Origin of the sequence: Agromyces sp. PvR057 (assembly GCF_040547485.1) — a bacterium.
Taxonomy (GTDB): domain Bacteria; phylum Actinomycetota; class Actinomycetes; order Actinomycetales; family Microbacteriaceae; genus Agromyces.
Genome location: NZ_JBEPPT010000002.1, coordinates 474,273 through 498,990, shown reverse-complemented (window position 1 = coordinate 498,990; position 24,718 = coordinate 474,273). Strand labels below are relative to the sequence as shown.

At 71.5% G+C, this 24,718-nt stretch carries 23 protein-coding genes; 9 read left to right on the top strand and 14 right to left on the bottom strand.

Going from position 1 to position 24,718, the window contains the following annotated elements:
* Positions 1-39: 39 nt before the first annotated feature.
* Positions 40-525: a nitroreductase/quinone reductase family protein gene (locus ABIC29_RS11510; RefSeq protein WP_116083763.1), complete on the top strand. Its 486-nt coding sequence runs from the start codon at positions 40-42 to the stop codon at positions 523-525.
* A gap of 19 nt (positions 526-544) precedes the next feature.
* Here the strand turns inward: ABIC29_RS11510 and ABIC29_RS11505 are convergent, their stop codons facing one another.
* Positions 545-1,132, bottom strand: coding sequence for an NUDIX hydrolase family protein (locus ABIC29_RS11505; RefSeq protein ID WP_116083766.1), 588 nt, complete (start codon positions 1,130-1,132; stop codon positions 545-547).
* Between the two features lie 144 nt (positions 1,133-1,276).
* On the opposite strand from ABIC29_RS11505, the gene ABIC29_RS11500 reads away from it, so the two are divergent.
* Positions 1,277-1,939, top strand: coding sequence for an alpha/beta hydrolase (locus ABIC29_RS11500; RefSeq protein ID WP_116083768.1), 663 nt, complete (start codon positions 1,277-1,279; stop codon positions 1,937-1,939).
* Positions 1,940-2,020: 81 nt separating this feature from the next.
* Here ABIC29_RS11500 and ABIC29_RS11495 read toward each other — a convergent pair whose 3' ends face one another.
* Complete coding sequence (locus tag ABIC29_RS11495) at positions 2,021-2,431, bottom strand: DUF5997 family protein (RefSeq protein ID WP_116084808.1); 411 nt, start codon at positions 2,429-2,431, stop codon at positions 2,021-2,023.
* Between the two features lie 143 nt (positions 2,432-2,574).
* Between ABIC29_RS11495 and ABIC29_RS11490 the strand changes: the two genes are divergently transcribed.
* Positions 2,575-3,321: a LysR family transcriptional regulator substrate-binding protein gene (locus ABIC29_RS11490; RefSeq protein ID WP_354245452.1), complete on the top strand. Its 747-nt coding sequence runs from the start codon at positions 2,575-2,577 to the stop codon at positions 3,319-3,321.
* Positions 3,318-4,064 (top strand): glutamine amidotransferase, encoded by a 747-nt coding sequence (locus ABIC29_RS11485; RefSeq protein ID WP_116083772.1) that lies wholly within the window; start codon positions 3,318-3,320, stop codon positions 4,062-4,064. The genes ABIC29_RS11490 and ABIC29_RS11485 overlap by 4 nt, the downstream gene beginning before the upstream one ends.
* 128 nt (positions 4,065-4,192) lie before the next feature.
* On the opposite strand, the gene ABIC29_RS11480 is transcribed toward ABIC29_RS11485, so the two are convergent.
* From ABIC29_RS11480 to ABIC29_RS11470, 3 genes are all read right to left on the bottom strand, one after another.
* Positions 4,193-5,197, bottom strand: coding sequence for a sugar phosphate isomerase/epimerase family protein (locus ABIC29_RS11480; RefSeq protein WP_116083775.1), 1,005 nt, complete (start codon positions 5,195-5,197; stop codon positions 4,193-4,195).
* A gap of 36 nt (positions 5,198-5,233) precedes the next feature.
* Positions 5,234-6,379, bottom strand: a complete 1,146-nt coding sequence (locus tag ABIC29_RS11475) for a Gfo/Idh/MocA family protein (RefSeq protein ID WP_116083777.1) — start codon at positions 6,377-6,379, stop codon at positions 5,234-5,236.
* Positions 6,380-6,468: 89 nt separating this feature from the next.
* Positions 6,469-7,515, bottom strand: coding sequence for a substrate-binding domain-containing protein (locus ABIC29_RS11470; RefSeq protein WP_116083779.1), 1,047 nt, complete (start codon positions 7,513-7,515; stop codon positions 6,469-6,471).
* A 318-nt stretch (positions 7,516-7,833) separates the two neighbouring features.
* Here ABIC29_RS11470 and ABIC29_RS11465 point away from each other — a divergent pair, with 318 nt between their 5' ends.
* The 3 genes from ABIC29_RS11465 (at position 7,834) to ABIC29_RS11455 (ending at position 11,648) form a co-directional block, all read left to right on the top strand.
* Positions 7,834-9,309, top strand: coding sequence for a sugar ABC transporter ATP-binding protein (locus tag ABIC29_RS11465; protein WP_354245447.1), 1,476 nt, complete (start codon positions 7,834-7,836; stop codon positions 9,307-9,309).
* Positions 9,306-10,367 carry an ABC transporter permease gene (locus tag ABIC29_RS11460; RefSeq protein ID WP_354245444.1) on the top strand — a complete coding sequence of 354 codons (1,062 nt, stop codon included), beginning with the start codon at positions 9,306-9,308 and terminating at the stop codon, positions 10,365-10,367. The genes ABIC29_RS11465 and ABIC29_RS11460 overlap by 4 nt, the downstream gene beginning before the upstream one ends.
* A 99-nt stretch (positions 10,368-10,466) precedes the next feature.
* Positions 10,467-11,648 (top strand): ROK family transcriptional regulator, encoded by a 1,182-nt coding sequence (locus tag ABIC29_RS11455; protein WP_116083787.1) that lies wholly within the window; start codon positions 10,467-10,469, stop codon positions 11,646-11,648.
* 412 nt (positions 11,649-12,060) lie between these two features.
* Here ABIC29_RS11455 and ABIC29_RS11450 read toward each other — a convergent pair whose 3' ends face one another.
* From ABIC29_RS11450 to ABIC29_RS11435, 4 genes are all read right to left on the bottom strand, one after another.
* Positions 12,061-13,347: a COG1361 family protein gene (locus ABIC29_RS11450; protein WP_354245441.1), complete on the bottom strand. Its 1,287-nt coding sequence runs from the start codon at positions 13,345-13,347 to the stop codon at positions 12,061-12,063.
* Positions 13,348-13,421: 74 nt separating this feature from the next.
* Complete coding sequence (locus ABIC29_RS11445; RefSeq protein ID WP_354245439.1) at positions 13,422-14,693, bottom strand: hypothetical protein; 1,272 nt, start codon at positions 14,691-14,693, stop codon at positions 13,422-13,424.
* Positions 14,694-14,723: 30 nt separating this feature from the next.
* Complete coding sequence (locus tag ABIC29_RS11440; protein ID WP_354245436.1) at positions 14,724-15,758, bottom strand: sugar phosphate isomerase/epimerase family protein; 1,035 nt, start codon at positions 15,756-15,758, stop codon at positions 14,724-14,726.
* Positions 15,759-15,843: 85 nt separating this feature from the next.
* Positions 15,844-19,317 (bottom strand): PQQ-dependent sugar dehydrogenase, encoded by a 3,474-nt coding sequence (locus tag ABIC29_RS11435; protein ID WP_116083791.1) that lies wholly within the window; start codon positions 19,315-19,317, stop codon positions 15,844-15,846.
* A gap of 468 nt (positions 19,318-19,785) precedes the next feature.
* Here ABIC29_RS11435 and tatA point away from each other — a divergent pair, with 468 nt between their 5' ends.
* Entirely contained in the window at positions 19,786-20,070 is a 285-nt protein-coding gene (gene tatA, locus ABIC29_RS11430; protein ID WP_116083793.1) for a Sec-independent protein translocase subunit TatA, read from the top strand.
* Entirely contained in the window at positions 20,067-20,471 is a 405-nt protein-coding gene (locus tag ABIC29_RS11425; protein WP_354245432.1) for a twin-arginine translocase TatA/TatE family subunit, read from the top strand. Before tatA ends, ABIC29_RS11425 begins: the two co-directional genes overlap by 4 nt.
* On the opposite strand, the gene ABIC29_RS11420 is transcribed toward ABIC29_RS11425, so the two are convergent.
* From ABIC29_RS11420 to ABIC29_RS11400, 5 genes are all read right to left on the bottom strand, one after another.
* Positions 20,426-21,238: a YidC/Oxa1 family membrane protein insertase gene (locus tag ABIC29_RS11420; protein WP_354245429.1), complete on the bottom strand. Its 813-nt coding sequence runs from the start codon at positions 21,236-21,238 to the stop codon at positions 20,426-20,428. The genes ABIC29_RS11425 and ABIC29_RS11420 overlap by 46 nt on opposite strands.
* 100 nt (positions 21,239-21,338) lie before the next feature.
* Positions 21,339-21,629, bottom strand: coding sequence for a DUF6412 domain-containing protein (locus tag ABIC29_RS11415; protein WP_147309190.1), 291 nt, complete (start codon positions 21,627-21,629; stop codon positions 21,339-21,341).
* Positions 21,630-21,802: 173 nt separating this feature from the next.
* Positions 21,803-22,072: a GlsB/YeaQ/YmgE family stress response membrane protein gene (locus ABIC29_RS11410; RefSeq protein ID WP_116083799.1), complete on the bottom strand. Its 270-nt coding sequence runs from the start codon at positions 22,070-22,072 to the stop codon at positions 21,803-21,805.
* 75 nt (positions 22,073-22,147) lie between these two features.
* Positions 22,148-23,632, bottom strand: coding sequence for an aldehyde dehydrogenase (NADP(+)) (locus ABIC29_RS11405; RefSeq protein WP_354245424.1), 1,485 nt, complete (start codon positions 23,630-23,632; stop codon positions 22,148-22,150).
* A 72-nt stretch (positions 23,633-23,704) separates the two neighbouring features.
* Positions 23,705-24,706: a proline racemase family protein gene (locus ABIC29_RS11400; RefSeq protein WP_116083804.1), complete on the bottom strand. Its 1,002-nt coding sequence runs from the start codon at positions 24,704-24,706 to the stop codon at positions 23,705-23,707.
* Positions 24,707-24,718 lie beyond the last annotated feature (12 nt).

The following is a 24,718-nucleotide window of genomic DNA, read 5'->3' as shown; positions in this document are numbered from 1 at the left end:
GAGGCGCCCGCGGACCACGGGCGTGGAGGGCGGTGCACGGTGGACGACGCAGCCGACGGGACCCGGAGCGTTCCGAAGGGCCGGACACCCCGGCTCCCACCCCGCTGGTTCGTGCGCAGCGCGTGGGTCGTGCACCGGGGCCTCTACCGGGTCACCCGCGGGCGCAAGGGCCTCTGGCCGCCGCGCCCCGAGCGCTGGGGCACCATGCAGCTCACGACGACGGGGCGCCGGACGGGTCGCGAGCGCGCCGTCATCGTCGCGTACTTCGAGGACGGACCGAACCTCGTCACGCTCGCGATGAACGGCTGGGCCGAACCCGAACCGGCGTGGTGGCTCAACCTGCTGGCGACCCCCGACGCGACCGTCGTGCTGCCGGATGGACGGTTTGAGGTGCGGGCCCACGCTGCGGCGGGCGCCGAACGCGCACGCCTGTGGGCCGCATGGCAGGCCTTCGGCGACGATGTCGATGCGCTGTCGGCCCGGCGCAGCCGCGAGACCGCGGTGGTCGTTCTCGAACCCCGCTGAGCCGGTCTGCCGGGCGCGATCAGCGCAGGGCGCCCACCGAGGCGAGCGCCTGGCGCACGAGGAGCCCGCGGCCGCCCTCGAGTTCATCGGAGATGGAATCGGAGGCCGCCTCGGCCGGCGTCATCCACGTGACCTCGAGCGCGTCCTGGCGCGGCTCGCACGTGCCGGTGACCGGGACGACGAACGCGAGCGAGACGGCATGCTGGCGATCGTCGGTGAAGGGCGAGATGCCGGGCATCGGGAAGTACTCGGCGACCGTGAACGGCACGGGGCTCGTCGGCAGCAGCGGGAACGCCATCGGCCCGAGGTCCTTCTCGAGGTGGCGGAACAGCGCGTCGCGCACCGTCTCGCCGTACATGACGCGACCCGAGACGAGCGTGCGCGTCATCTCGCCGACCGCGTTGGCACGGAGCAGCACCCCCACCTCGGTGACCTGGCCGAGCCCGTCGACGCGCACCGGCACGGCCTCGACGTAGAGCAGCGGCAGCCGCCCGCGGATCTCGGCGAGCTCGAGATCGGTGAGCCAACCAGGGTTCGCATTCGGGGCGGGCGTGCCCGTCGGCTCGTCGTCGCCGTTCCAGTCGGGGTCAGGGGTGCGCACGCTCATGCCTCGATTCTGCCTCACCCGCCGCCCGGCGCCCACGACCGGGCCGCGGCGGGGGCCGGTACGCTCGAACCCGGGCGTGCGGCACATCCGCCGGATCGAGGCATCCGGCAACCCGAGGCATCCGCCGCCCGGAGCGGAGGAGCCATGTCCCAGGTGCGCATCGACGACGACGCGGTGATCTGGTCGGCGTCCACCGCCGACCGCGAGGGGCGCCCGCTGCTCGTGCTCCTGCACGGCTTCAACTCGAACGAGGGCGACCTGTTCGGCCTCTCCCCGTACCTGCCGCTGGAGCCCGTCATCGCGTCGGTGCGCGCGCCGATCCACGCGGGCCTCGGCTTCGCCTGGTTCCCGTTGCTCGCCCAGGGGGTCGACGAGGCCGTCGACGGAGCCGACGCCGCGGTCGACGCCCTGCTCGCATGGCTCGACCGTGCGGCGCCCGGCGTGACCTCGGTCGGACTGCTGGGCTTCTCGCAGGGCGGCGCGATCTCGCTCGAGCTGCTGCGGCGCGCGCCCGAGCGCTTCGCCTACGTGGTCAACCTCGCCGGCTTCGTGCTGCCCGGCGAACGCGAGGGCGACGGCGACGAGCGCCTGGCCGAGGCCCTGCCGCCCGTGTTCTGGGGCCGCGGCACCGCCGACGCCGTGATTCCGGATGCCTCGATCGAGCGCACGCGGGCATGGCTGCCATCGCGTTCGACGCTCGACGAGCGCATCTACGAGGGAGTCGGGCACTCCGTCTCGGAGCGCGAGCTCGCGGATGTCGCGGCGTTCGTGCGTGCGCAGGTCGCGCCCGCAGCGGCGGTCGACTAGCGCGGGGCGTCGAGACCTCGCGCCTGCGGACGGCGGGTCTCGATCGGGTCGCTCAGCTCCCGACGCGTCCGACGGGAGGGGTCAGACGCCCGAGCCGGCTCCGCCGCCGCCCGCGGTGCGGCCCTCGGCCGCCCAGCGCGCGGAGCGCTCCTTGTCGCGCTCGGCGACCCGGATCTTCTCGGCGCGCACGGCGGCCTGCGTCGCACGCTCCTGCACGAGCCACTGGGGCGGGGCCTCGAGCAGCGCCTTGATCTCGGCGCTCGTCAGGGGTTCGGTCACGCCGCCGCGGGCGAGGCCGGAGTTCGAGATGCCGAGCTTGGATGCCACGACGGTGCGCGGGTGCGGGCCCTCGCGGCGCAGCGTCTCGAGCCACTCGGGCGGGTCGGCCTGCAGCTTCGTGACCTCGTCACGCGTGATGGTGCCCTCGCGGAACTCCTCGGGGGTCGCGTCGAGGAGGATCCCGAGCTTCTTGGCGGCGGTCTCGGGTTTCATCGACTGGGAGGCGTTCACCCTCACACGTTAGCCGGTTCGCCTGTGTGCGGCATCCGACGTCATCTGGAGACCGGCGTCGAGCAGCCGCACATCGTGGCGCGATAGCCTGTCATGGGCGTTTCCGTGGCACAGGAGGGGGCGAGATGACCCTGCAACTGCGCTACGTCGCCGGGGTGAGCCCGGCCAAGTGGCTGCGGGCCTGGAACGAGCGGCGGCCCGACCTGCCGCTCGAGGCGCATCGCGTCGACGAATCGGCGCAGCTCGCCGGGCTCCGCGACGGCGCGACCGACCTCGCGTTCGTGCGCCTGCCGATCGAGGCCGACGGCCTGCATGTCATCCCGCTCTGGGAGGAGCAGCCCGTCGTCGTGATCGCGAAGGACCACGCGTACGCCGACGAGGCGTCCCTGACCCTCGCCGACCTGGCCGACGAGCCGCTCGCGCCCGTGCAGGACGACGCAGCGATGACCGTCGAACTCGTCGCCGCGGGCACCGGCATCGCACTCGTGCCGCACGGCATCGCGCGCCTGCACGCCCGCAAGGACGTCGTCGCGATCCCCGTGACCGATGCCGAGCCCACGCGCATCGCGCTCGTCTGGACCCTCGAGCGCGACGACGAGAACATCCAGGAGTTCGTGGGCGTCGTGCGCGGGCGTCGCGCCCAGAGCTCGCGCGGACAGGCCGAGGACGAGCCCGCGCTCTCGCCGGCGAAGGCGGCCAAGAAGGCCGCGGCCGAGCGCCGCGCCGCCGAGGCGGCCAAGGCCGGCAAGGGCGGCAAGGGCGGCAAGGGCGGCAAGGGAGCGAAGTCCGGCGGCAAGGGCGGCAAGGCCGCTCGCCCCGCACCGCGCACCGGCGCCGGCGCGAAGCAGCGCAGCCGCCGGAGGGGCCGATGAGCGAGCCCCGCCCGTTCCTGTTCCTCTCGGCGCGCCCCGAGGTCGAGGCCGTCGGACCCGAGTACGAGTCGATCCGGCGTGCCATGGCGCTCGACGCCGACCGGCTCGAGCACGTCCGGCTCGACGTCGAGGCGCTGCCCGCGACCGACCTCACGGCGTACGCGGGCATCGTCGTCGGCGGCAGCCCGTACAACGTGACCACCCCCGACGAGCACAAGCACGCCGTGCAGCGCCGCGTCGAGGACGACCTCGCACGCGTGGCCGAGGCCGCGCTCGACGGCGGGCATCCGCTGCTCTTCACCTGCTACGGCATCGGCGTGCTCACCCGCCTGCTCGGCGGCGAGGTCGGCACGCAGCACGGCGAGGACGCGGCCGCCGTCGAGATCACCCTGACCGATGCCGGCGTCGACGACCCGCTCACGGGCGTGCTCCCCCGCAGCTTCGACGCCCTCGTCGGCCACAAGGAGGCCACCGACCGCCTGCCGGACGGCGCCGTGCTGCTCGCCTCGTCCGCGGCCTGCCCCGTGCAGGTCTATCGCGCGGGCGCCCGCGTCTACGCGACGCAGTTCCACCCCGAGGTCACCGCGCACGACTTCGTCGCCCGTGCCAACGTGTACCGCCACCACGGCTACTTCCCGGCGAGCGAACTGCGCGCCGTGACCGAGCGGCTCGGCGCGGCATCCGTCACCGAACCGCAGCGGCTGCTGCGACGCTTCGCGGAGTTCTCGGGCGTCGACGACTGACGAACGCGCTGACACCCCTGGGCGACGCACCGAGCGGGCCCGGGCCGTCGCGCGGTCGCTGCCGCCCCCGACAGACGACGACGGCCGCACGGCGAGCCGTGCGACCGTCGCGCCTCGTCGTGTGCGGGCTAGTGCGAACTGAACGCCGCGTCGAACGCCGCGTCGGACGGCACGTACGACGCGAGTCGGCGCACGAAGCCGAGCGCCTCGGGCGCGCCGACGAGGCGGTCCATGCCGGCGTCCTCCCACTCGACCGAGGTCGGCCCGTCGTAGCCGATCGCGTTCAGCATGCGGAACGCGTTCTCCCACGGCACGTCGCCGTGACCGGTGGAGATGAAGTCCCAGCCGCGCCGCGGGTCGGCCCACGGCAGGTGCGACGACAGGCGACCGTTGCGGCCGTTGTCGAGGCGCTTCTTCGTGTCCTTGCAGTGCACGTGGTAGATGCGGTCCTTGAAGTCCCACAGGAACCCGACGGGGTCGATGTCCTGCCAGACCATGTGGCTCGGATCCCAGTTCAGGCCGAACGCCTCACGGTGCCCGATCGCCTCGAGCGTGCGCACGGTCGTCCAGTAGTCGTACGCGATCTCCGACGGGTGCACCTCGTGCGCGAACCGGACGCCCACCTCGTCGAAGACGTCGAGGATCGGGTTCCAGCGCGCCGCGAAGTCCTCGTACCCCGCGTCGACCATCTCGGCCGTCGCGGGCGGGAACATCGCCACGTACTTCCAGATCGACGAGCCGGTGAACCCGGTGACGGTCTTCACGCCGAGCTTCGCCGCCATGCGCGCCGTGAGTTTCAGTTCCTCGGCCGCACGCTGCCGCACGCCTTCGGGATCGCCGTCCCCCCAGATGCGATCGTTCAGGATGTCGCGGTGCCGCTGATCGATCGGATCGTCGCACACCGCCTGTCCGCCGAGGTGGTTCGAGATCGTCCAGACCCCGAGCCCGTTGCGCTCGAGGATGTCGAGCCTGCCCTGCACGTAGGCCGCGTCATCCCATCTGGACACGTCGAGGTGATCCCCCCAGCAGGCGATCTCCAGGCCGTCGTACCCCCATTCGCCGGCGAGCCTCGCCACCTCCTCGAACGGCAGGTCGGCCCACTGGCCGGTGAACAACGTGATCGGTCGCGCCATCGCGATTCCCTTTCGTGTCGTGAACGTGGCCGCGGATCAGTCCGCGGCGGTGACCCAGAGGCCCTCGGCCGCCGAGCTCTGCTCGACCGCGTCGAGGACGCGCTGCACGTGCAGTCCGTCGTCGAACGACGGTTCGGGTCGGTCTCCCGCGGCGATGGCGACGACGAGGTCGCGCACCTGGTGGGAGAAGCCGTGCTCGTACCCGAGCATATGACCGGTCGGCCACCACGACCCCACGTACGGGTGGCCTGGCTCGGTGACGAGGATGCGACGGAACCCCTGCTCGGTGTCGGGCTGGGTCGCGTCGTAGTACTCGAGTTCGTTCAGCCGCTCAAGGTCGAATGCGAGGGCCCCCTTCGACCCTGAGACCTCGATGCGGAGGGCGTTCTTGCGTCCGGTGCGGAACCTGGTGGCCTCGAACGACGCGAGTGCCCCGGACGACAGGCGACCGGTGAACAGCGCGAGGTCGTCGACCGTGACCGCCCCGCGCTCGGAGGATGCGCTGCCGCTGAGCCCCGAGCCGTGCTCGAGCAGCGGCCGCTCGGCCACGATCGTCTCGATGATGCCGCTCACCCGCTCGACCCGCTGCCCGGTGATGAACTCGGTCAGGTCGATCGCGTGGGCGCCGATGTCGCCCAGTGCACCCGACCCGGCCAGCTCCTTCTTCATGCGCCAGGTGAGCGGCGCCTCGGCATCCATGAGCCAGTCCTGCAGGTACTCCGCGCGCACCTGCCGGATGTCGCCGAGCCGCCCGTCGGCGATCAGGCGGCGCGCGTGCACGACCGCCGGAACCCGTCGGTAGGTGAAGCCCACCATCGAGGCGACGCCGCGCTCGGCGGCGCGGGCCGCGACCTCGGACATCGCCTTCGCCTCGGCCACCGTGTTGGCGAGCGGCTTCTCGCACAGGACGTGCTTGCCCGCCTCGAGGGCCGCGATCGCGATCTCGGCGTGCGTGTCACCGGGAGTGACGATGTCGACCAGGTCGATGTCGTCACGGGCGATCACCTCGCGCCAGTCGGTCGCGGACTCGGCCCAACCCCACCGCTCGGCCGCCGCGGCGGTCGATCCGGCATCTCGTCCGACGACGACCTGCATCGCGGGTGCGAGCGGGAGGTCGAAGAACCGCGGGGCGACCCGCCAGCCCTGGGAGTGCGCGGCGCCCATGAAGCCGTGGCCGATCATGGCGACGCGAAGTTCCTGTGTCAACGGGATGCTCCTCTCAGGAGATGGGACGGGGCGCCCGGCCGCTCGGCCGGGCGCCCCGAGAGCCCTCAGGACTCGAAGGCGAGATCGATGAACTGGTCGACGTTGTCCTTGGTGACCACCGGGGCATCGAGCACGATGCGGGTGGGCACGCTGGGCGTGATCAGGTCGCTCATGGTCTTGCCCTGCGCGATGAGACGAGCCAGCGCCACACCGTCGGCGGCCTGCGTCGACGGGTAGATGACCGTGGCCTTGAGCACGCTGTCGTCGGCCTCGATGGCCTCCATCGCGTTCTTCGAGCCGGCGCCGCCGACCATGAAGAACTCGTCACGGCCGGCCGAGTTGATCGCGGCGAGCACGCCGACGCCCTGGTCGTCGTCGTGGTTCCACAGTGCGTCGATCTTGGGGTTGGCCGAGAGCAGCTGCGATGCGGCCGCCTCGCCGCCGGCGACCGTGAAGTCGGCGGCCACACGGGCCGAGACCTCGAGGCCGCAGTCGGCCAGTGCGTCGGCGAAGCCCTGCGAACGGTCCTGCGTGAGCGGCAGCGAGTCGATGCCGGCGATCTCGGCGACGACGGCGTCTTCGTTGCCGTCGAGCTGCTCGCAGATGTAGGCACCGGCGGAGACGCCCATGCCGTAGTTGTCGCCGAGCACCGTGGTGCGTGCGGCGAACGGGCTCGAGAACTCGCGGTCGACGTTGATGACCGGGATTCCGGCCTCCATCGCCTTGATCGCGACCTCGGTCAGTGCCGCACCGTCGGTCGGGAGCAGCACGATGGCGTCGACGCCCTCGTTGATGAAGGTCTCGACGGCGGCGATCTGCGCATTGGCGTCGTTCGTGCCCTCGGCGACCTTCAGTTCGACGTCGTTGAAGCTCGAGGCGGCCGCCTGAGCGCCCGAGTTGATGGCGCCGAGCCAGCCGTGGTCGGCGGCAGGGCCCGAGAAGCCGATGACGACGGTGTCGCCGCTGGCGGCGTTCTCGTCGCTGGACGTGCCCTGATCGACCACGTCCTCGGTCTCGCCACTGCTGGTGCAGCCCGCGAGCAGACCCGCGGCAGCCAGGAGCGCAGTCCCCGTGAGGATGGTGCGCATCCGCGCTTTCCGAAGTGAGCGCATTTCGTTTCCTCCTTGAATGTGATGCAGCTCGAAACGGCGCGAATTCGACCCAAGGTGGTGCAACCACGTGCGGGGTCCACGCCGACTTCGATCACCGTAGCAGAAGTAGTACACAAATCGGCAACTTTTGTTTTTATCGTGGCAAAAGTATCGAAATGCCCCCAATCGGGGCAGGAACACGGGCGATCTGGGCTGTGCACCCCATTCGAGGGCTTGCAGCGCACGCTCGTTTGGGGGTCGCGTGCCATCGCACCACCGTGTTATGTTCGCCCCGTGATCAAAGTTGACCATTCATCGTCATTACTCACCGTCCGGGGGGTGACCAAGTCGTTCGCCGGCGTCCGCGCCCTGAAAGGCGTCGACCTCGACATCCTCCCCGGCGAGGTGCACTGCATCCTCGGCCAGAACGGCGCCGGCAAGTCGACGCTCATCAAGATGCTCGCGGGTGTCCACCGTCCAGACGACGGCGAGATCGCCTGGCTCGGCGAGCCCGTCGAGATCCACGACCCCCAGGCCGCGATCGACCTCGGCATCGCCACGATGTACCAGGAGCTCGACGTCGTCGACGGCCTCACCGTCGCCGAGAACGTCTTCCTCGGACACGAACTCGCCCGCGGCGGATTCAGCCGTCGGAGCGAGGCCGCCAAGCGCACGCGTGAACTGCTCGCACGCCTCGGCCACGCGCGCCTCTCGCCGCACACCGAGGTCGGGTCGCTGAGCGCGGCCAACAAGCAGATCGTGAGCATGGCGCGCGCGCTCTCGCACGACATCAAGCTCATCATCATGGACGAGCCGAGCGCCGTGCTCGACTCCGAAGAGGTCAAGAACCTCTTCCACGTCGTCAACGAGCTCACCTCCGAAGGCATCGCAGTGGTGTACATCACGCACCGCCTCGAGGAGATCCGCCAGATCGGCGACCGCATCACGGTGCTGAAGGACGGCCGCAGCATGGCGAACGGCCTCTCGGTCGCCGAGACGCCGACCGCCGACCTGATCCGACTCATGACCGGGCGCACGGTCGAGAACGTCTTTCCCCCGGCCACGCCGATCGCCGCCGATGCGCCCACCGTGCTCGACGTCGCCGGCCTCGGACTCACCGGCGCGTTCGAAGAAGTCTCGTTCTCGGTGCGCGCGGGCGAGGTCGTCGGCCTCGCCGGGCTCGTCGGCTCGGGTCGATCCGAGATCCTCGAGACGATCTACGGCGCGCGCCGCGCGACCGCGGGCACCGTCTCGGTCGCCGGCACGACGCTCCGGCGCGGCTCGGTCGTGGCCGCGGTCGCCGCCGGCGTCGGCCTCTCGCCCGAGGAGCGCAAGAGCCAGGGCCTCGTCCTCGACGAGCCCATCTACGTCAACGTCACGCTCGCGTCGATGGCGCGGTTCGCCAAGGGCGGGTTCCTCGACGAGCGCTCGGCGCGGTCCGTGGCCCGCGAGCAGATCGAGGCGCTCGAGCTTCGCCCAGCCGATCCCGACCGCGCCGCCATCACCCTCTCCGGCGGCAACCAGCAGAAGATCCTGCTCGCCCGCTGGCTCGTGCACGGCACCCGCGTGCTCCTGCTCGACGAGCCCACCCGCGGCGTCGACGTCGGCGCCCGCACCGAGATCTACGCCCTCATCCGGCGACTCGCCGCCGAGGGCAACGCGATCGTCGTCGTGTCGAGCGAGATCGAGGAGGTGCTCGGCCTCGCCGACACCGTCCTCGTCGTCGCCGACGGCCGCATCCTGACCACCGTTCCCGCATCAGAGATCGACGAGCACGGCGTGCTCGACCTCGTCATGAAAGGAGCTGCCGCGTGAGCGAGCAGATCACGCCCGGCAGCGAAGCCGCCGCCGAGCCGAACCCCACCACGTCCGCGACGACCGTCGAGCCGCCCGCGTCCCCCGTGCGCCGGCTTCTGTCGGGTTCGGCCGGCCGCAATCTCGGGCTCGTGCTCGCGCTGGTGCTCATCGTCGTGGTCGGCGCCATCACCGCGCCAGACACGTTCACCACGACGAGCAACGCGCTCACGATCCTTCGCCAGGCCTCGATCATCGGCGTCATCAGCGTCGGCATGACCTTCGTCATCATCGCGGGCGGCATCGACCTCTCGGTCGGATCCGTGATGGGCCTCGCCTCGATCGTCGCCACGCTCGCCGTGACGCAGGACCTGGCCGAGAACTTCCACTGGATCGTCATGGTGATCTTCGCGCTCGCCACCGGCCTCGCCGCCGGCCTGATCAACGGCATCGTGATCGCCTACGGCAACGTCGTGGCGTTCATGGCGACCCTCGCGATGCTCGTCGCCGCGCGCGGCCTCGCGGAGATCCTCGCCGAGCGCCGCACCCTCACGATCGGCTCGCGCGACTTCATCAACTTCTTCAACGAGGACTTCCTGGGCGTCGACATCCTGATCTGGATCTTCGCGCTCGTCGCGGTCGGCGGGTGGGTCCTCCTCAACCGCACCACGTTCGGCCGCCGCACGGTCGCCATCGGCGGCAACAGCGAGGCCTCCAGGCTCGCCGGCATCAACGTCAAGCGACACACCGTGTGGCTGTACGCCCTCGCCGGCCTGACCGCCGGCATCGCCGCCGTCATGATCCTCGGCCGCACCACGGCCGGCACGTCGACGCACGGCCAGCTCTACGAGCTCGACGCGATCGCCGCGGTCGTCGTCGGCGGCACCCTGCTCGTCGGCGGCCGGGGCACCATCACCGGCACCGTGCTCGGCGTGCTCATCTTCGCGACGCTGACGAACGTGTTCGTGCAGAACAACCTCTCGTCGTCGGTGCAGGCCGTCGCGAAGGGCGTCATCATCATCGTCGCGGTGCTGCTGCAGCAGCGCTTCGCCAAGCAGGGCGGCCGGTCGAGCTCCTGACCCGACATCTGCGCCGCCGACCCCCGTTTTCGGGGGTCGGCGGCGCAGAAGTCACCCGGAACTCGACGAAAGTAGTGGTATACCGAGAGCGTGACACCAATGACGACCGATTCCCCGCAGTCCGTGACCGGCGTGAGCCAGCTGTTCCAGCTCCTCCGCGACGGCGTGCCCCGCACCCGTGCCGAGCTGGCGAAGTCCACCGGTCTCGCGCGATCGACCATCGCCGCGCGGGTCGACGAGCTCATGCGCATGGGCCTGATCACGCCGGTCGCCGACGCCGTCTCGACCGGCGGCCGCCCTCCGTCGCAGTTCGCCCTCAATCCGGCTGCGAAGGTCGTCGTGGCCGCCGACATCGGCGCCTCCCACGCGACGGTCGCGATCACCGACCTCACCGGCAGCGTGCTCGCCGAGCACAGCGAGCCGGTCGACGTCTCGCTCGGCCCTGAGCCCGTGCTGACCTGGCTCGTGCAGAGCGCCGCGCTCCTCCTCGAGCGCACCGACCGCGACCGATCGCACGTCGCCGCCGTCGGCATCGGCGTGCCCGGCCCGGTCGAGCACTCGACGGGCCAGCCCGTGAACCCGCCGATCATGCCCGGCTGGGATCGCTTCGACATCCCGGGGTGGGTGCAGCAGCACCTGCCCGTTCCGGTGCTCGTCGACAACGACGTGAACATCATGGCGCTCGGCGAGCGCGCCGTCGCCTGGCCGAACGTGCAGCACCTGATGTTCGTGAAGATCGCGACCGGCATCGGCGCGGGCCTCATCTCGGGCGGCGCGCTCCAGCGCGGAGCCCAGGGCATCGCGGGCGACATCGGACACGTGCAGATCGCGCGCGGCGCGAACGTGCCGTGCCAGTGCGGCAACCGCGGCTGCATCGAGGCGCTCGCGTCCGGCCCGGCGATCGCCCGAGCGCTCCGCGAGCAGGGCGTCGAGGCGCAGACGGGCTCCGACGTCGTCGACCTCGTCAAGCGCGGCAACATCGACGCGATCCTGGCCGTGCGCCAGGCCGGGCGCGACATCGGCGAGGTGCTGACGGCGTGCGTCAGCCTGATGAACCCGTCGGTCATCGCGATCGGCGGCGGCATGGCCCGCGTCGGCGAGCAGCTCATCGCCGGCGTCCGGGAGGTCGTCTACACCCGGTCGACGCCGCTGGCCACCGAGAACCTCTCGATCGTGCAGTCGCAGGCGGCCGACAAGGCCGCGATCATCGGCGCGAGCATGCTGGCCGTCGAGCACGCGCTCTCGCCCGAGTCGCTGAGCGCGGGATTCATCCGCGCCTGATCGGAGGCGAACTCCCCCCGAACGCCGGACGCCCGGACCCGCAGTGCGGGTCCGGGCGTTCTCGTTCCCGGGCCCGGGCACGTGTCTCAGTCCGTTGCCTCGGGCTTCAGGCCTGAGGCCTCAGGCGTCAGGCCTCAGGCCTCAGGCGTCAGCGGGAGAGCCAGGATGCCACGACGGGCGCTGCGAACGCCTCAGGGCACGACGCGCACGACGTCGCCGTCTCACGCGAGCGGCAGCCCTCCCCGACGCGGACGGCGCGGGCGGGAGTGACGCGAGCCGGCGCGCCGCGGGCCGGCGCGGCGCTGACGAGTGATGGCATGCAGGAGCGGCCGCTTCCGAAGCGGCCGCTCCCCGGCACGTGGCACGCCGACGGCGCGTGGTGTCCCTCCTCGCGCCGCCGGCGGTCTTGCGGTCAGCCGGTGACGACGCGCTCGCGCGCGGGGTCGTCATCGCTGCCTGGTGCGTCGTCGGACGGGTCGTCCGACGGGGTTCCCGACGCGGAGCCCTCCGAGGGTGCCTCCGCACCGGCGCCGTGCGCCTCGGCCTCGGCGGCGTCGCGCGCGGCGAGCGCCGCGGCCACCGCGTCGTCGATGGCCTTCGCCTTGGCGGCCTTCGCCCGGCGGCGGGCGACGAGCCACCAGGTCACGAGGCCCGCGACGAGGAGCACGAGGGCGAGCGAGGTCCACGGCACGGCCCAGCCCGAGGCGGAGGCCGAGGCTCCGGCCACCTCCGGCGGCGTCTCGGAGTCCCCTGGCCGCGACACGACCTCGGCGTCCGCGACGACGTCGGCCGTCACGAGGCCGAGCGGGGCGACGCCGGCGAGCTGCACGGTGTGCTCGATCGAGCTGCCGGGCAGCAGTCCGGGAAGGTCCGAACCGCGCACCGACACCGGAGCGAGCCCGAACGGGCCGGACAGCTGCACGACGGCGTCGGGCGCGAGCCTCGCGTTGCCCGTGTTCGTGAGGGTGAAGGTCACGCTGCCGTCGCCCGGCGCGAACGGGACCGGGGTGCCGGTGTAGGCGACCGAGACATCCGACACCGTCAGGGCCGGCGCGAGGTCGCCCGTCACGCGCAGGTGCACCCGGGAGCCGAGCCGTCGCTCGGTGACGACCCCGTCGGCGTCGACGCTCATCGATGCGACCACTCCGGCCGCGTAGTCGCCGGGCGGCGCGTTCTCGGGAACGGTCACCTCGAACGGGATCTCGACGGTCTCGCCGCTCGCGACCGAGATGCGCGGCGATGCGACCTCGACCCAGCTGCCGAGTTCGGTCGACTCCTGGTCCTTCGGCAGGATGTCGAGCGAACCGTCCGGCGTGAGGAACCCGTCGGCGGCGTATACGTCGAGCTCGATGCCCGTGGTGCTGCGGTTGGTCACGAGGAGGGCGTCGGAGACCGACTGCCCGGGAAGCGCCTCGTACGCGAAGTTGGGGCGACCGCTGCCCTGCATGGTGTCCGCGGGGCGGACGCTCCAGGACACGGTCGTGTCGCTCGGGTCGCCCTCCGCGGCGTTCGCGGCGCCGGCTCCGGCGACGGAGCCCAGCCAGGCGGAGAGCGCGAGGACGAGTGCGACGGCGGCGCCGAGCAGCAGGCGGAGCGTGTCCGGCCTGATGCGACCCGGCTGCGGCCGACGAGATGCTGCGAGGTGCCGCGCGCGACGTGCGCCGGCGGCGTTGGACTGGGAGGTGACGGCCTGGGACATGGGCGCGCGCTCGCTTTCGTGCGGTTCGGAGAGTGGTGTCCGGGCCCCGGCGAACCGGGGCCCGGACGGGGTGATCAGCTGAGCGCGGTCAGCGTGATCGTCGCGGTGTACGTGCCGCGGGGAGTCTCGAGCGGAAGCTTCAGCTCGAGGTCGGCGCCGACGACGGATGCGCTTCGCGCGTGGCCGTCGGGGGCGCTGGCGAGGGTGCGGGCGGCGGACAGGCCGTCCCCACCGTCGAACCCGGACTGCACCGGAGCACCGGCGACGGCGCCGCCTGCGGCATCCGTCACCTCCGGGGTCCAGCCGAGGTACTTGCTCGACACGGGGTCGCCGCCGGCCGAGAAGTTCGACACCTGTGCGGTGAGCGACCACTCGGGGTTGCCGGCGCGCGTGTCCTGCACGCGGATCGGGACGATCTCGCCGCTCGCGGCGAAGTGGTCGAGCTGCTCGTCCGCCACGCCGAGGTCGACGAGCGCCGAGGAGCCCTCGAGCGCCCAGATCAGCTCGCCCGGTGCCTGGTTCGGCACCGTCACGGCGATCGCCTGGTCGCCGGCGACCGGAGCGCCCGGCGCGGTGCCGGTGTACTCGCCGTCGACCGAGCCGGCCGTCACGCCCGTGCCGAGCGCGGCCAGCGGGTCGTTGCCCGACAGCTCGATCGCGCCGTGCACGGTCGTCGCCGCGACGCGGAGGTTGGCCGAGTTGTCGCTCAGCACGAGGTCGCCGCCGATCGTGTTGGCGAACGCATCGGGCCCGCCGGCGACATCCGCGCCGATGAGCACGTCGCGAGCGCTGCCGCTGACGGTCACGCCGCCCTGCACGATGGCGCCCGCGATCGACACGCCCCACGGGGAGCCGTCGATCGAGACGTCGCCGACGACCGAGGTGCGCACGACGTCGACGTAGTTGCCGTCCTGCGTGGTGAGCGAGCCGCCGATCGTGCTGTCGGTCACCTCGACGTCGATCCCGCCTGCGGCGACGGAGCCGCCGACCTCGAGGTCGTTCACGTAGAGGAAGCCGAGCTCGGTTCCGGCCGAGTACGCACTGATGTCGCCGGCGACGCTCGTGCCGTCGAGCAGCACGCCGTACGCGTCGGTGGCGATCACGTCGCCCTCGACGACGACCGACGTCGCGTCGAGCCAGCCGCCGGCCTCGACGATGATGTCGCCCTGCACGGTCGCCCCCCCGACCACGCAGTCGGCGCCGCCGCCGACCACGAGGTTGCCGGCGACGACCTGGTCGCCGATGTCTCCGGCGCAGGACAGGTCGGCCGCGTACGCGGGGACCGCGACGAGGCTTCCGCCTGCCACGAGCAACGCGATGGCCGAGACCTTGAATGTGGTTCTCATCTGGGTATGTCTCCTTTCGGGTTTCGTTGGTCAGCCGCGCAGCGCGGCGATCTGCGCGTAGCTGCGGTCGGCGTTGCCGAGCGAGTTGAGCGGGTTGCCGCCGGCCGCGGTGCTCGAGGCGTTGTCCTGCTCGTACATGCCGAAGCGCTGGCCGCGGTTGCGCTGCAGCTCCGCGAGGATCTGCTGATACGGGATGTCGCCGGCGCCGAACTCGATGATGTCGTAGCCGTTGGCGATGTTCGGGTTGAGCTTGCCGTCCTTCAGGTGCACGAGCGGGAACCGGCGGGGGTCGCGCTTGAGGTAGTCGATCGGTTCGAAGCCCGGGAACTTGTGCCGACCGACGTAGGCCCAGTAGATGTCCATCTCGAACGCCACCAGCTCGGGGTCGAACTCGTCCCACATCACGTCGTACGGACGACGCGTGGTCGGGCTTCCGTCGGCGTTCGTCGTCCAGTTCCACTCGCCGTCGTGCGTGTGGGTGTAGAGCTTCAGGCCTGCGGCCTTGGCCTTCACGCCCATCGCGTTCCAGGTCTGCGCCGCGGTGACCCACGCCGAATCCATGCGGCCGGATGCGATCGCGCCGCCCTGACCGAGGAACGGCATGCCGAGGATCTTCGCCGTCTCGATCTGGGCGTCGATGTTGCCCGGGTTGAGCGTGGCGTGCGAGCCGACGGCGCGCAGTCCGTTGTCGTCGAGCAGCTGGCGGATCTGGGCGGGCGTGATGGCGCCGACCTGGCCCTGCGTGTAGCCGGCGAACTCGACCTCCGAGTAGCCGATGCGCGCGAGCTCCTCGAACACGGCGCGGAAGCCCAGCGAGCTGACCTTGTCGCGGATCGTGAACAGCTGGATGCCGATGCGGTTGACGGGCACGAGGCGGGCGCCGCCGCTCGCGGTGGACAGCGCTCCGGGCAGCGCCGCGGGTGCGGCGAGCGCGGACGCCGCGGTCGGGGCGGCGAACGCCCCGAGTCCGACGGCGACGGATGATGCGGCCAGTGCCTGCAGCAGGTTCCGGCGGCTCATCGGCTTGGCCGACACCGTCGGGTGGCCGTGAGTGTGGTGACTCATCTCTCTCCTTCGAGGTGAGACCGAACCGGGTGCCGGGTCGGTCGGGGGGTGTGGGGCCCGCGCAGGTTGCGCGGGCCCCACAGGACTACTGGCGCACGGTCAGGCTGGCCGTGTCCGAGCTCTTGGCCACGCCGGAGGATCCGTCGTAGGCCGCCACGATCTGGTAGGAGCCGACTGCGAGCTTCGGCAGGGTGACCACGACGTGACCGGACGCGTCGAGCGTTCCGGTCGCGGTCGCGACCGTCGCAGTGCCCTTGCGCACCGTGACCGTGACACCGCCGACGGGGACGATGCCCGTCGTCGAGTCGACCTGGATCTCCGCCTTGGCGGCGACCGCGGGCTTGACCGGGTCGGGCGAGACGGAGACGTCGGTGATCGACTTCGTCTGCGAGACCGTGAGTCGCGCCGTGCCGGCCGAGGTCTTGAAGACCTCGTCGGCGAGGTAGCTCGCCCGGATCGTGTGGGTGCCGACGGCGAGGTCCGCCGGGAGGGTGATGGTCGCCCGGCCTTCCGCGTCGAGGGTGCCACGACCGACCTCGGCCTCGCCGATGGTGAGTGCGACCTCGCCGGACGGCACGCCGCCCTCGCCGGTCACCTGCACGACCACCGGGGTCTCGTCGCCGTACGCGGCCCGCGGGGAGCCGAGCGTCACGAGCGTGCGGCTGTCCACCGTGGGCTCGTTCGGCGCGTCGAGGTCGACCGAGAACTTGACCGTCTTGACCGCCGAGACGTTGCCGCCCGTGTCGGTCGCGCGGTACTGCAGGTCGTACGTGCCCTTCGCCTGGAAGGTCACGCCGTACTGCTGGTTCGCGGCGAGGGTCGTCCACGTCGCTCCGCCGTCACGCGAGTACTGCACGCTGGCGAGCGCGCCGTTGTCGGCGGGCTGCACGGCGAACCGCACCGGCTCGTTGAACACGCCGCCGACGCCCTTCGGGGTGCTCGGCGTGAGCGTGTGCGCCACCGTCGGGGCGGTCACGTCGGCCACGCCGGCGCCGACCATCTTGATCGAGTCGACCGCGAGCTCGGCGGTGGAGGTCACGTACAGCTGACCCGTGCCGCTGGGCGCGTTGAAGGTGATCGAGACGTCCTTCCAGCCGGATCCGCCGGGGATCGTCGCCGAGGCGAACGGAGCCGCCGCGACGTCGTTCCAGCGGAAGTCGACCTTGCCGGCGCCGTTGGCGCGGACGACCGCTCCGGTGATCCCCGAGAAGCTCACGGGGTCGTAGCGGAGGAAGTCGACGACGCCGCCGTCGGTGCCGAGCCCGCGGATCGCGTTGCCGCCGGAGGCGGTCTCGTCCTCGTAGACGACCACACCGCGACGCTGGATGGCGTACTCGGCCTCCTGCGTCTTCGGGTTCAGTCGCAGCGCGGCCTCGCCCGTCGCGGCCGGGAGGCCGTTCGCCCCGTTGTCGGCGTAGGTCACGACGACGGCACCGTAGAGGTTGGCGCCTGCGCCGTGCTCGGGCGAGTTGGGGTCGGTCTTCCACGCGCCGGTCGCACCGGTGCCGGAGACCTCGGGGTGGGCGTGCTCGTCGTGGCCGAGGCCGTAGGTCCATGCCACGCGGCTGGACACGGTCTCGTTGCCGTCCTCGGCGTCAGCCGTGGTGACCTTGTAGGGCACCGCCTGGCCCCAGTCGAAGAAGCCGCCGTTCTCGGGGTACGGCACCGTGACCGCGGGGGCCTGGTTGCCGACCGAGATGACCTTGCTGGTGAGGCTGTACTTGCCGCCCGCGTCGGTCGCCCGGAGTCGCACCGTGTAGGCGCCGAGCTCGGTGTACGTGTGGCTCGCCGTGGCGCCCTCGTACTCGAACGTGCCGTCGCCGTCGATGTCCCACGCGTACGTGAGCGCTCCGCCCTCGGGGTCGCTGCTGGTCGAGGCGTCGAGCGCGACCTGCACCGGCGCGGCCGAGGACGAGCCCGGCGTTGCGGTGAAGCGCGCCTGCGGGGACTTGTTGCCCTCGGCGTAGTCGATCCGGTACAGGCCGGCGTCGGGGTTGGCCCGGAAGAAGCCGTCACCGTAGTCGAGCACGTACATCGACCCGTCGGGGCCGAACTCGATGTCCATCGGGTTGTCGTGGATCGGCTGCGCGGCCGCGGTGAGCGCGCTGTTCGGGAGGAAGTCCTCGATGTGCGTCACCTCGTCGGCGTCGTAGTCCACCGTGAGGGCCGCGATGTAGTCCTGCGAGAACTCGCCCATGAAGGCCTTGCTGTCCCAGTACTCGGGGAACTTCGCCGTCGAGGCGTTGTCGGCGTCGTAGTGGTAGACCGGGCCGCCCATCGGAGCCTGGCCGTTGCTGGTGCCGAAGTTCACGAGTTCATCCCACGGCTGGTCGCCGACGGCGTCGCCGTAGTAGAGCGTCGCGGGTCGCGCATCGGGCAGTTCGGTGAGACCGGTGTTCCAGAGCGAGTCGTTGACCAGGTTCTGCGGGTCGAAGAACGCACCGGCGGTCGCGGTCGCGAAGTCCCAGTCGTTGTAGGCGAAGTTGTCGCCCGTCACGTAGGGCCATCCCGAGTTGTGCGGGTCGTCCAGGCTCGCGACGTTCCACTCGACGAGGCCCATCGGGCCGCGGCCGGCGGTCGAGGCGACGGCCTTCGTGGCGTCGGGCCCGTAGTCGCCCCACGAGATCGAGTTCGTCTCGGGGTCGACCTCGATGCGGAACGGGTTGCGCACGCCCATGATGAAGATCTCGGGCTTCGTCTTCTCGGTCCCCGGGGCGAAGAGGTTGCCCTCGGGGATCGTGTAGGTGCCGTCGTCCTCCACGTGGATGCGCAGGATCTTGCCGCGGAGGTCGTTCGTGTTGCCGGCGCCGCGTCGGGAGTCGAAGCCCGGGTTCATGCCCGGCGCGTCGTTGTTCGGTGCGAAGCCGTTGGCCCCCGGGGCGCTGGCGGGCGTGTTGTCGCCGGTGCTCAGGTAGAGGTTGCCGTCGCCGTCGAAGTCGATGTCCGCGCCGACGTGGCAGCACTGCCCACGCTGGACGGGGACGTCGAGGATGACCTGCTCGGTCGCGAGGTCGAGGCCTTCGCCGGTCCACTGGAAGCGCGAGAGGCGGTTGACGCCCTCCCACTGCTTCCAGTAGCTCTGGTCGGCTCCGGCGGGCAGCGAGTTGGGCGCCGATCCCGTCGGGGTGTCGGCCACGCCGTCGCCGTTCGCGTCGCGCGGGGCGTACACGAGGTACACCCAGCCGTTGTCGTCGAACTCCGGGTCGATCGCGACCGTCTGCAGTCCGTCCTCGGAATTGGCGTAGACGGGGAGGGTGTTCGTCACCGTCGTGGTGCCGGCCGCGGGGTCGGTCAGGCGGACGTCGCCGTTCCGTGCGGTGTGCAGCACGGTGCTGTCGGGCAGCACCGCCAGGTCGATCGGCTCGCCCACGTTCTTCGTGAGGAGGATCTTCTCGTAGTTGGTCCAGTCGAGCGCCGCCGCGGCGGCCTCTTCTGCTTCATGGTCGACGCCATCATGCGCCATCGCCGGCGTACCGGTGATGATGAGCGCTCCGGCGGTGAGCGCGATGACGGGGACCAGAAGTCTCCGTGTGCGCGAACGCCTGCGGGTAGGATTCATCGTTGAACAGCTCCTGTCGGTTCGTTGCCAGTCAGGGTTGTCTCGCCGGGTCATCACCGCCGCTTCGATCGGTTTCAGGTGGTGGCCCGGTCACAGGTCAGGTGGCCGTTTCACAGCCACGGGTGCGTGCTCGCTCCCCCTTCGCTCGTCGTCGAGTCGCGGTTTCGTTCCGGACTTCGTCGTCTCGTCACGGTGCCCCTGGGCTCCCGTCTCGCGGCTGCCGGTCGCACCCTCATCCGGCATCGCTCAGGCGTCATCCTGTCGGAAGTTTCGTCGTGGGTCAATCAAAAGATGTCGGGACAAAGTCCAAGTTAGTCATCTGCGCCCGCAGTCTTGTCGAGAGTGAGCGCGCACCTATAGGATCCTCCGCAACAGGACGTCGTGGTCTTCGTCGAAGCGCGCGTCCGATCCGATCCATCGAAGCGGGGGCGCGATGCCACCGCATCAGAGCCCCGAGGAGGGCCCCCGATGCTCCAAGGACTGACCGGTTGGCACCTCGTGATCGTCGTCGTGGTGATCCTGCTGCTCTTCGGCAGCACGAAGCTGCCCGCCCTCGCCCGAAGCCTCGGCCAATCGGCGCGTGCCTTCAAGGGCGAGATGAAGGCGATGCGCGAAGACGACGAGGCGGATGCCGCGGCCACCGCGCCGGCCGGCACCGCGAGCACGGCCGCATCCGCCGCCGCACCGTCCGTCGACTCGACGACCGCGCACGCGACGCCGCCGCCCGCCCCGCAGCCGACCCCCGGTCGATGACCTTCGGGCTCACCTTCGAGAAGCTCCTCCTCATCGGCATCATCGCGGCCGTGCTGGTGGGCCCGACCCGTCTTCCCGTGTACGCGGCCTCGCTCGCCCGCTTCGTGGCCAAGGTCCGCGCGTTCGCGACGACGACCACGGCCCAGGTGCGCGAGGAGCTCGGGCCGGAGTTCACCGACGAGGACTGGCGGGCGCTGGACCCGCGGCTCTACGACCCGCGCAGCATCATGCGCGCGGCCTTGATCGACGATGCCGAGCCGGGCAGGCCCGCCGTCTCGGCCTCACGACCCGCGCTGGAACCGCGACCCGCGCCGGAGCCAGAGCCGGAGCCAGAGCCAGAGCCAGAGCCCACAGCTCAGGCCGGCAGTGCTGGCGGAACCGAAGGCGGCACGGCGGGGTAGAGCCGTCGCAGCACGACGCGCTGACCGAGCGTCCACGTGACCGTCACCAGCAGGTAGATCGCCGCGGCGAGCGGCACGAACATCGCCACGACCGCGGTCACGAACTGCAGCAGGCCGAGCACGCCCTGCATGCCGGCCAACCCTGGCACCTGCGCACCCGCCGCCGCGGCCTCCGGAGCTCGCCGGGCGGATGCCGCGCCCGCCGCCGCGACCGGCCGGAACGCCCGCCGCGTGACCTCGCCGACGAGCGCGATGAGCAGCACGATGACGGCGAAGACGGCGATCGTGGCCGGTGACGCCGTGCCGGCCGCGAGGGATCCGGCGAGGCTCGATCCGAGCGGCACGCCGAAGAGCGTGTGCGCGAGCAGCTCGTTGGGGTGCCCGGCGATGACCGGCAGGATGAAGAGCGCGTAGATCACCCCGACGACGGGGATCTGCACGAGCATCGGCAGGCAGCCGGCGAACGGCGACGTGCCCTCCTCTGCGTAGAGCGCCATCATCTCGCGCTGCAGGCGATCGGGATTCGCCTTGTGCGTGCGCTGCAGTTCGGCGAGGCGAGGCGCGAGCCGTGCGCGGGTGCGCTCGGCCTTGGCCTGCGAGATGCCGACGGGGATCAGGGCGGCGCGCACGAGCAGGGTCACGAGCACGATCGCGAGCGCCGCGCTCGAGGCCCCCGCGATCGGTTCGAGCAGGTTCGAGAGCGACATGAGCAGCGAGTAGGCGACGTCGAGCACGGCGGCGACGGGTGGAAGGGCGTAGAGGTCCATGGATGCGTCCTAGCGGTCGGAGCGGGGTGGGATCCGTCTGGCCGCGTCGGGGCAGGGTTCGCTCACGCACCCGCGAGTGCGGGGAGGTGGGCGGATGTCGCTACGCGGCCTGGATGCCGCGCCCCGGCGCCCTGGGGCGCGGGCGCCCAGCCGCGTCGGGGTCGCTCTGCGCGATGAGGCGACCGGGATCGACCGTCTGCCGGTGCCGCAGCGAGGCGCTGCTCGGATCGGCGCCCACGAGTGCGGGAACGGCGCGGTAGGAGGTCACGATGACGGCGACGGCGGCGATGGAGAGCGCGCCGATGACGATCGCCGTGAGGTGGGCATCGCCCGCGAGCTGCGGCTCGAGCACGCCCTGGATCAGGCGCAGGAGGGCGACGACGTGGTCCACGACGGCCTCCTCCCGAGCGATGACGTGCGATGCGCGTGCGATGCGATCGCGATCTCACGCTAGCACCGGGCCGCCCGACGACGACCCGACATGACGCCGAACGCGAACGAGCGGACGACGGTCGAACCGTCATCCGCTCGTTCGTGTGCGCGGACGTGGCCGCGCGGTGGTGGTCAGGCCGCCTTGCGGCTGTTGCGCGTGAGGAGGCCGTAGATGAGCAGCACGATGATCGAGCCGAGGATGGCGAGGAGCCACGTGCTCCACGACCAGAACTCGTTGAGGCCGACCCCGAAGAGGAGGCTGCCGATCCAGCCTCCGAGGAATGCGCCGACGACGCCGAGCAGCAGCGTGATGAACCAGCCGCCTCCCTGCTTTCCCGGCAGGATCAGCTTGGCGATCGCCCCGGCGATGAGGCCGAGGATCAGAAATGCGAAGAAACCCATGATGTGCTCCTTACTCTGGCGTTGTTCCTCAACCAACCACTCGGCGCGACCGCGCGCAAGGGCATGTTCGGCGCGTCAGAGGTTCTCGCCCCACGAGGTCGACTCCCCCGCGGCCGCGATCGCCTGCGGCACGCCCCACGGGTTGGCGGTCTGCAGCGGCTCGGGCAGCAGCGACTCTGGCGCGCCCTGATAGGCGACGGGTCGCAGGAACCGGGTGATCGCGGCCGTGCCGACCGAGGTCGAGGAGTCGTTCGTGGTCGCGGGCCACGGTCCGCCGTGCTGCATCGCGGGCGTCACCGCGACGCCCGTCGGCCAGCCGCCGAAGAGCACGCGGCCCGCGTGCTCGGTGAGCACGCGCACGAGGGCGCGGAGTTCGGGGGCGTCCTCGCCGTCGGCCGCGTGCACGGTGGCCGTGAGGTTGCCGTCGAGCAGGGACGGCACCAGGGCCGCGAGGTCGGTGTCGGGCTCGACCTCGATGAGCACCGAGAGCGGGCCGAACGACTCCTCGAGCAACTGCTCGCGCCCGGCGACCAGATCGTCGAGCGACACGGCGACGACGGTCGGCGTGACCCAGCCCTGCCCGGCTCCGTCGAGCTCGACGCGGCCCTCGGCGATCGCACGCACGCCCGCCGCGGCCAGCACGGCCTCGCGGCGGCCGGCGTAGCCCTCGGCGATGCGGGGGTTCAGCAGCCGGTGCGGGGCGACGGATGCCGCGGCATCCGCGATGCCCTGCTCGAGCCCGTGGCCGGCGGGCACGAAGACGAACCCGGGCTTGGTGCAGAGCTGGCCGGCCGAACCGCTGACGCTCGCGACGAACCCGGAGACGATCTCGTCGGCGCGCTCGTCGAGCGCGGCCCGCGTGACGAACACGGGATTGAGGCTGCCGAGCTCGCCGAAGAACGGGATGGGCACGTCGCGTGAGGCGGCGACGCCGGCGAGGACCTGGCCGGCCGGGATCGATCCGGTGAACGAGCCCGCCTTCACGCGCGGGTCCTTCAGGATCTCGACGCCCTCGTCTTGACCCATGACGACCTGGAACACGCCGTCGGGCATGCCGGCGGCGGCCAGCGCCCCGGTCACGACGGCGGCGGTGCGGACCGTCAGTTCGGGATGCCCCGGATGCCCCTTGAGGATCACGGGGCAGCCGGCGGCGAGCGCCGAGGCGGTGTCGCCGCCCGCGACCGAGAACGCGAACGGGAAGTTCGACGCCGCGAAGTTCACGACCGGTCCGAGCGGCACGAGGTACCGACGCACGTCGGGCCGGGGGCCGAGCGCGAATCCGGGGTCGGCGGCGTCGATGCGCACGTCGAGGTACGCGCCGGAGGCGATGGTCTCGGCGAAGAGCCGCAGCTGCACGGCCGTGCGGCGCAGCTCGCCGCGGAGGCGGGCCTCGGCGAGCCCGGTCTCCTCCATGCCGACCGGGACGAGTTCGTCGGCGTTCGCCTCGAGCGCGTCGGCGACGGCCACGAGCGCCCTGGCGCGGTCGCGCGGGTTCGTGTCGGCGAACGGCTGGGCGGCCGCGGCCGCGGTCGCCGCGATGGTCTCGAGTTCGGGGGTCATGGTCTCTCCTGTGTGCGGCGGCGGAATGCTCGGCGTGCGGATGCGGCCCGCGGTCGGGCCGGCATGCCGCGATCAGAACTGGAAGCCGGTGGGGAACGGATCGCTCGGGTCGAGCAGGTACTGCGCCGTGCCCGTGACCCACGCCCGACCCGTGATGGTCGGGATCACGGCGGGGCGGCCGTCGACCTCGGTCTCGGCGATGAGGCGGCCGACGAACCGGCTGCCGATGAACGACTCGTTGACGAAGTCGGTGTCGAGGGCCAGCTCGCCGCGCGCCCAGAGCTCCGCCATGCGCGCCGACGTGCCGGTGCCGCACGGCGACCGGTCGAACCAGCCGGGGTGGATGGCCATGGCGTGGCGCGACAGCGCGGCATCCGACCCCGGGGCGATGAACTCCACGTGGTGGCAGTGGTCGAGGCCCTCGATCGACGGATGCCGCGGCGGGGCGGTCTCGTTGATGGCCTCCATGATCGCGAGGCCGGCGGCGATGATGTCCTGTTGGCGCGAGCGGTCGTAGGGCAGGTGGACCGCGTCGAGGTCGACCATGGCGTAGAAGTTGCCGCCGAACGCCATCGAGTACGGGATGGTGCCGTACCCCGGCACCTCGACGGTCGTGTCGAGCACGTCGACGTAGCTCGGCACGTTCTCGATCGTGACCGAGTCGGCGTGGCCGTCGCTCACCGCGACGCGTGCGATCACGAGCCCGGCCGGGGTGTCGAGCCGGATCTCGGTGACCGGCTCGACGACCTCGACCATGCCCGTCTCGACGAGCACCGTGGCCACGCCGATCGTGCCGTGGCCGCACATCGGGAGGCATCCACTGACCTCGATGTAGACGACGCCCCAGTCGCAGTCGGGGCGGGTCGGGGGCTGGAGGATGGCGCCGCTCATCGCGGCGTGCCCGCGCGGCTCGTTCATGAGGAACAGCCTCAGGTCGTCGAGATGCTCCATGAAGTGGAGCCGCTTCTCGTTCATGGTCGCGCCGGGGATGACCCCGACGCCTCCGGTCACGACACGGGTCGGCATGCCCTCGGTGTGCGAGTCGACCGCCGAGATCACCCGGTTCGAGCGCATTCGTCCTCCTCC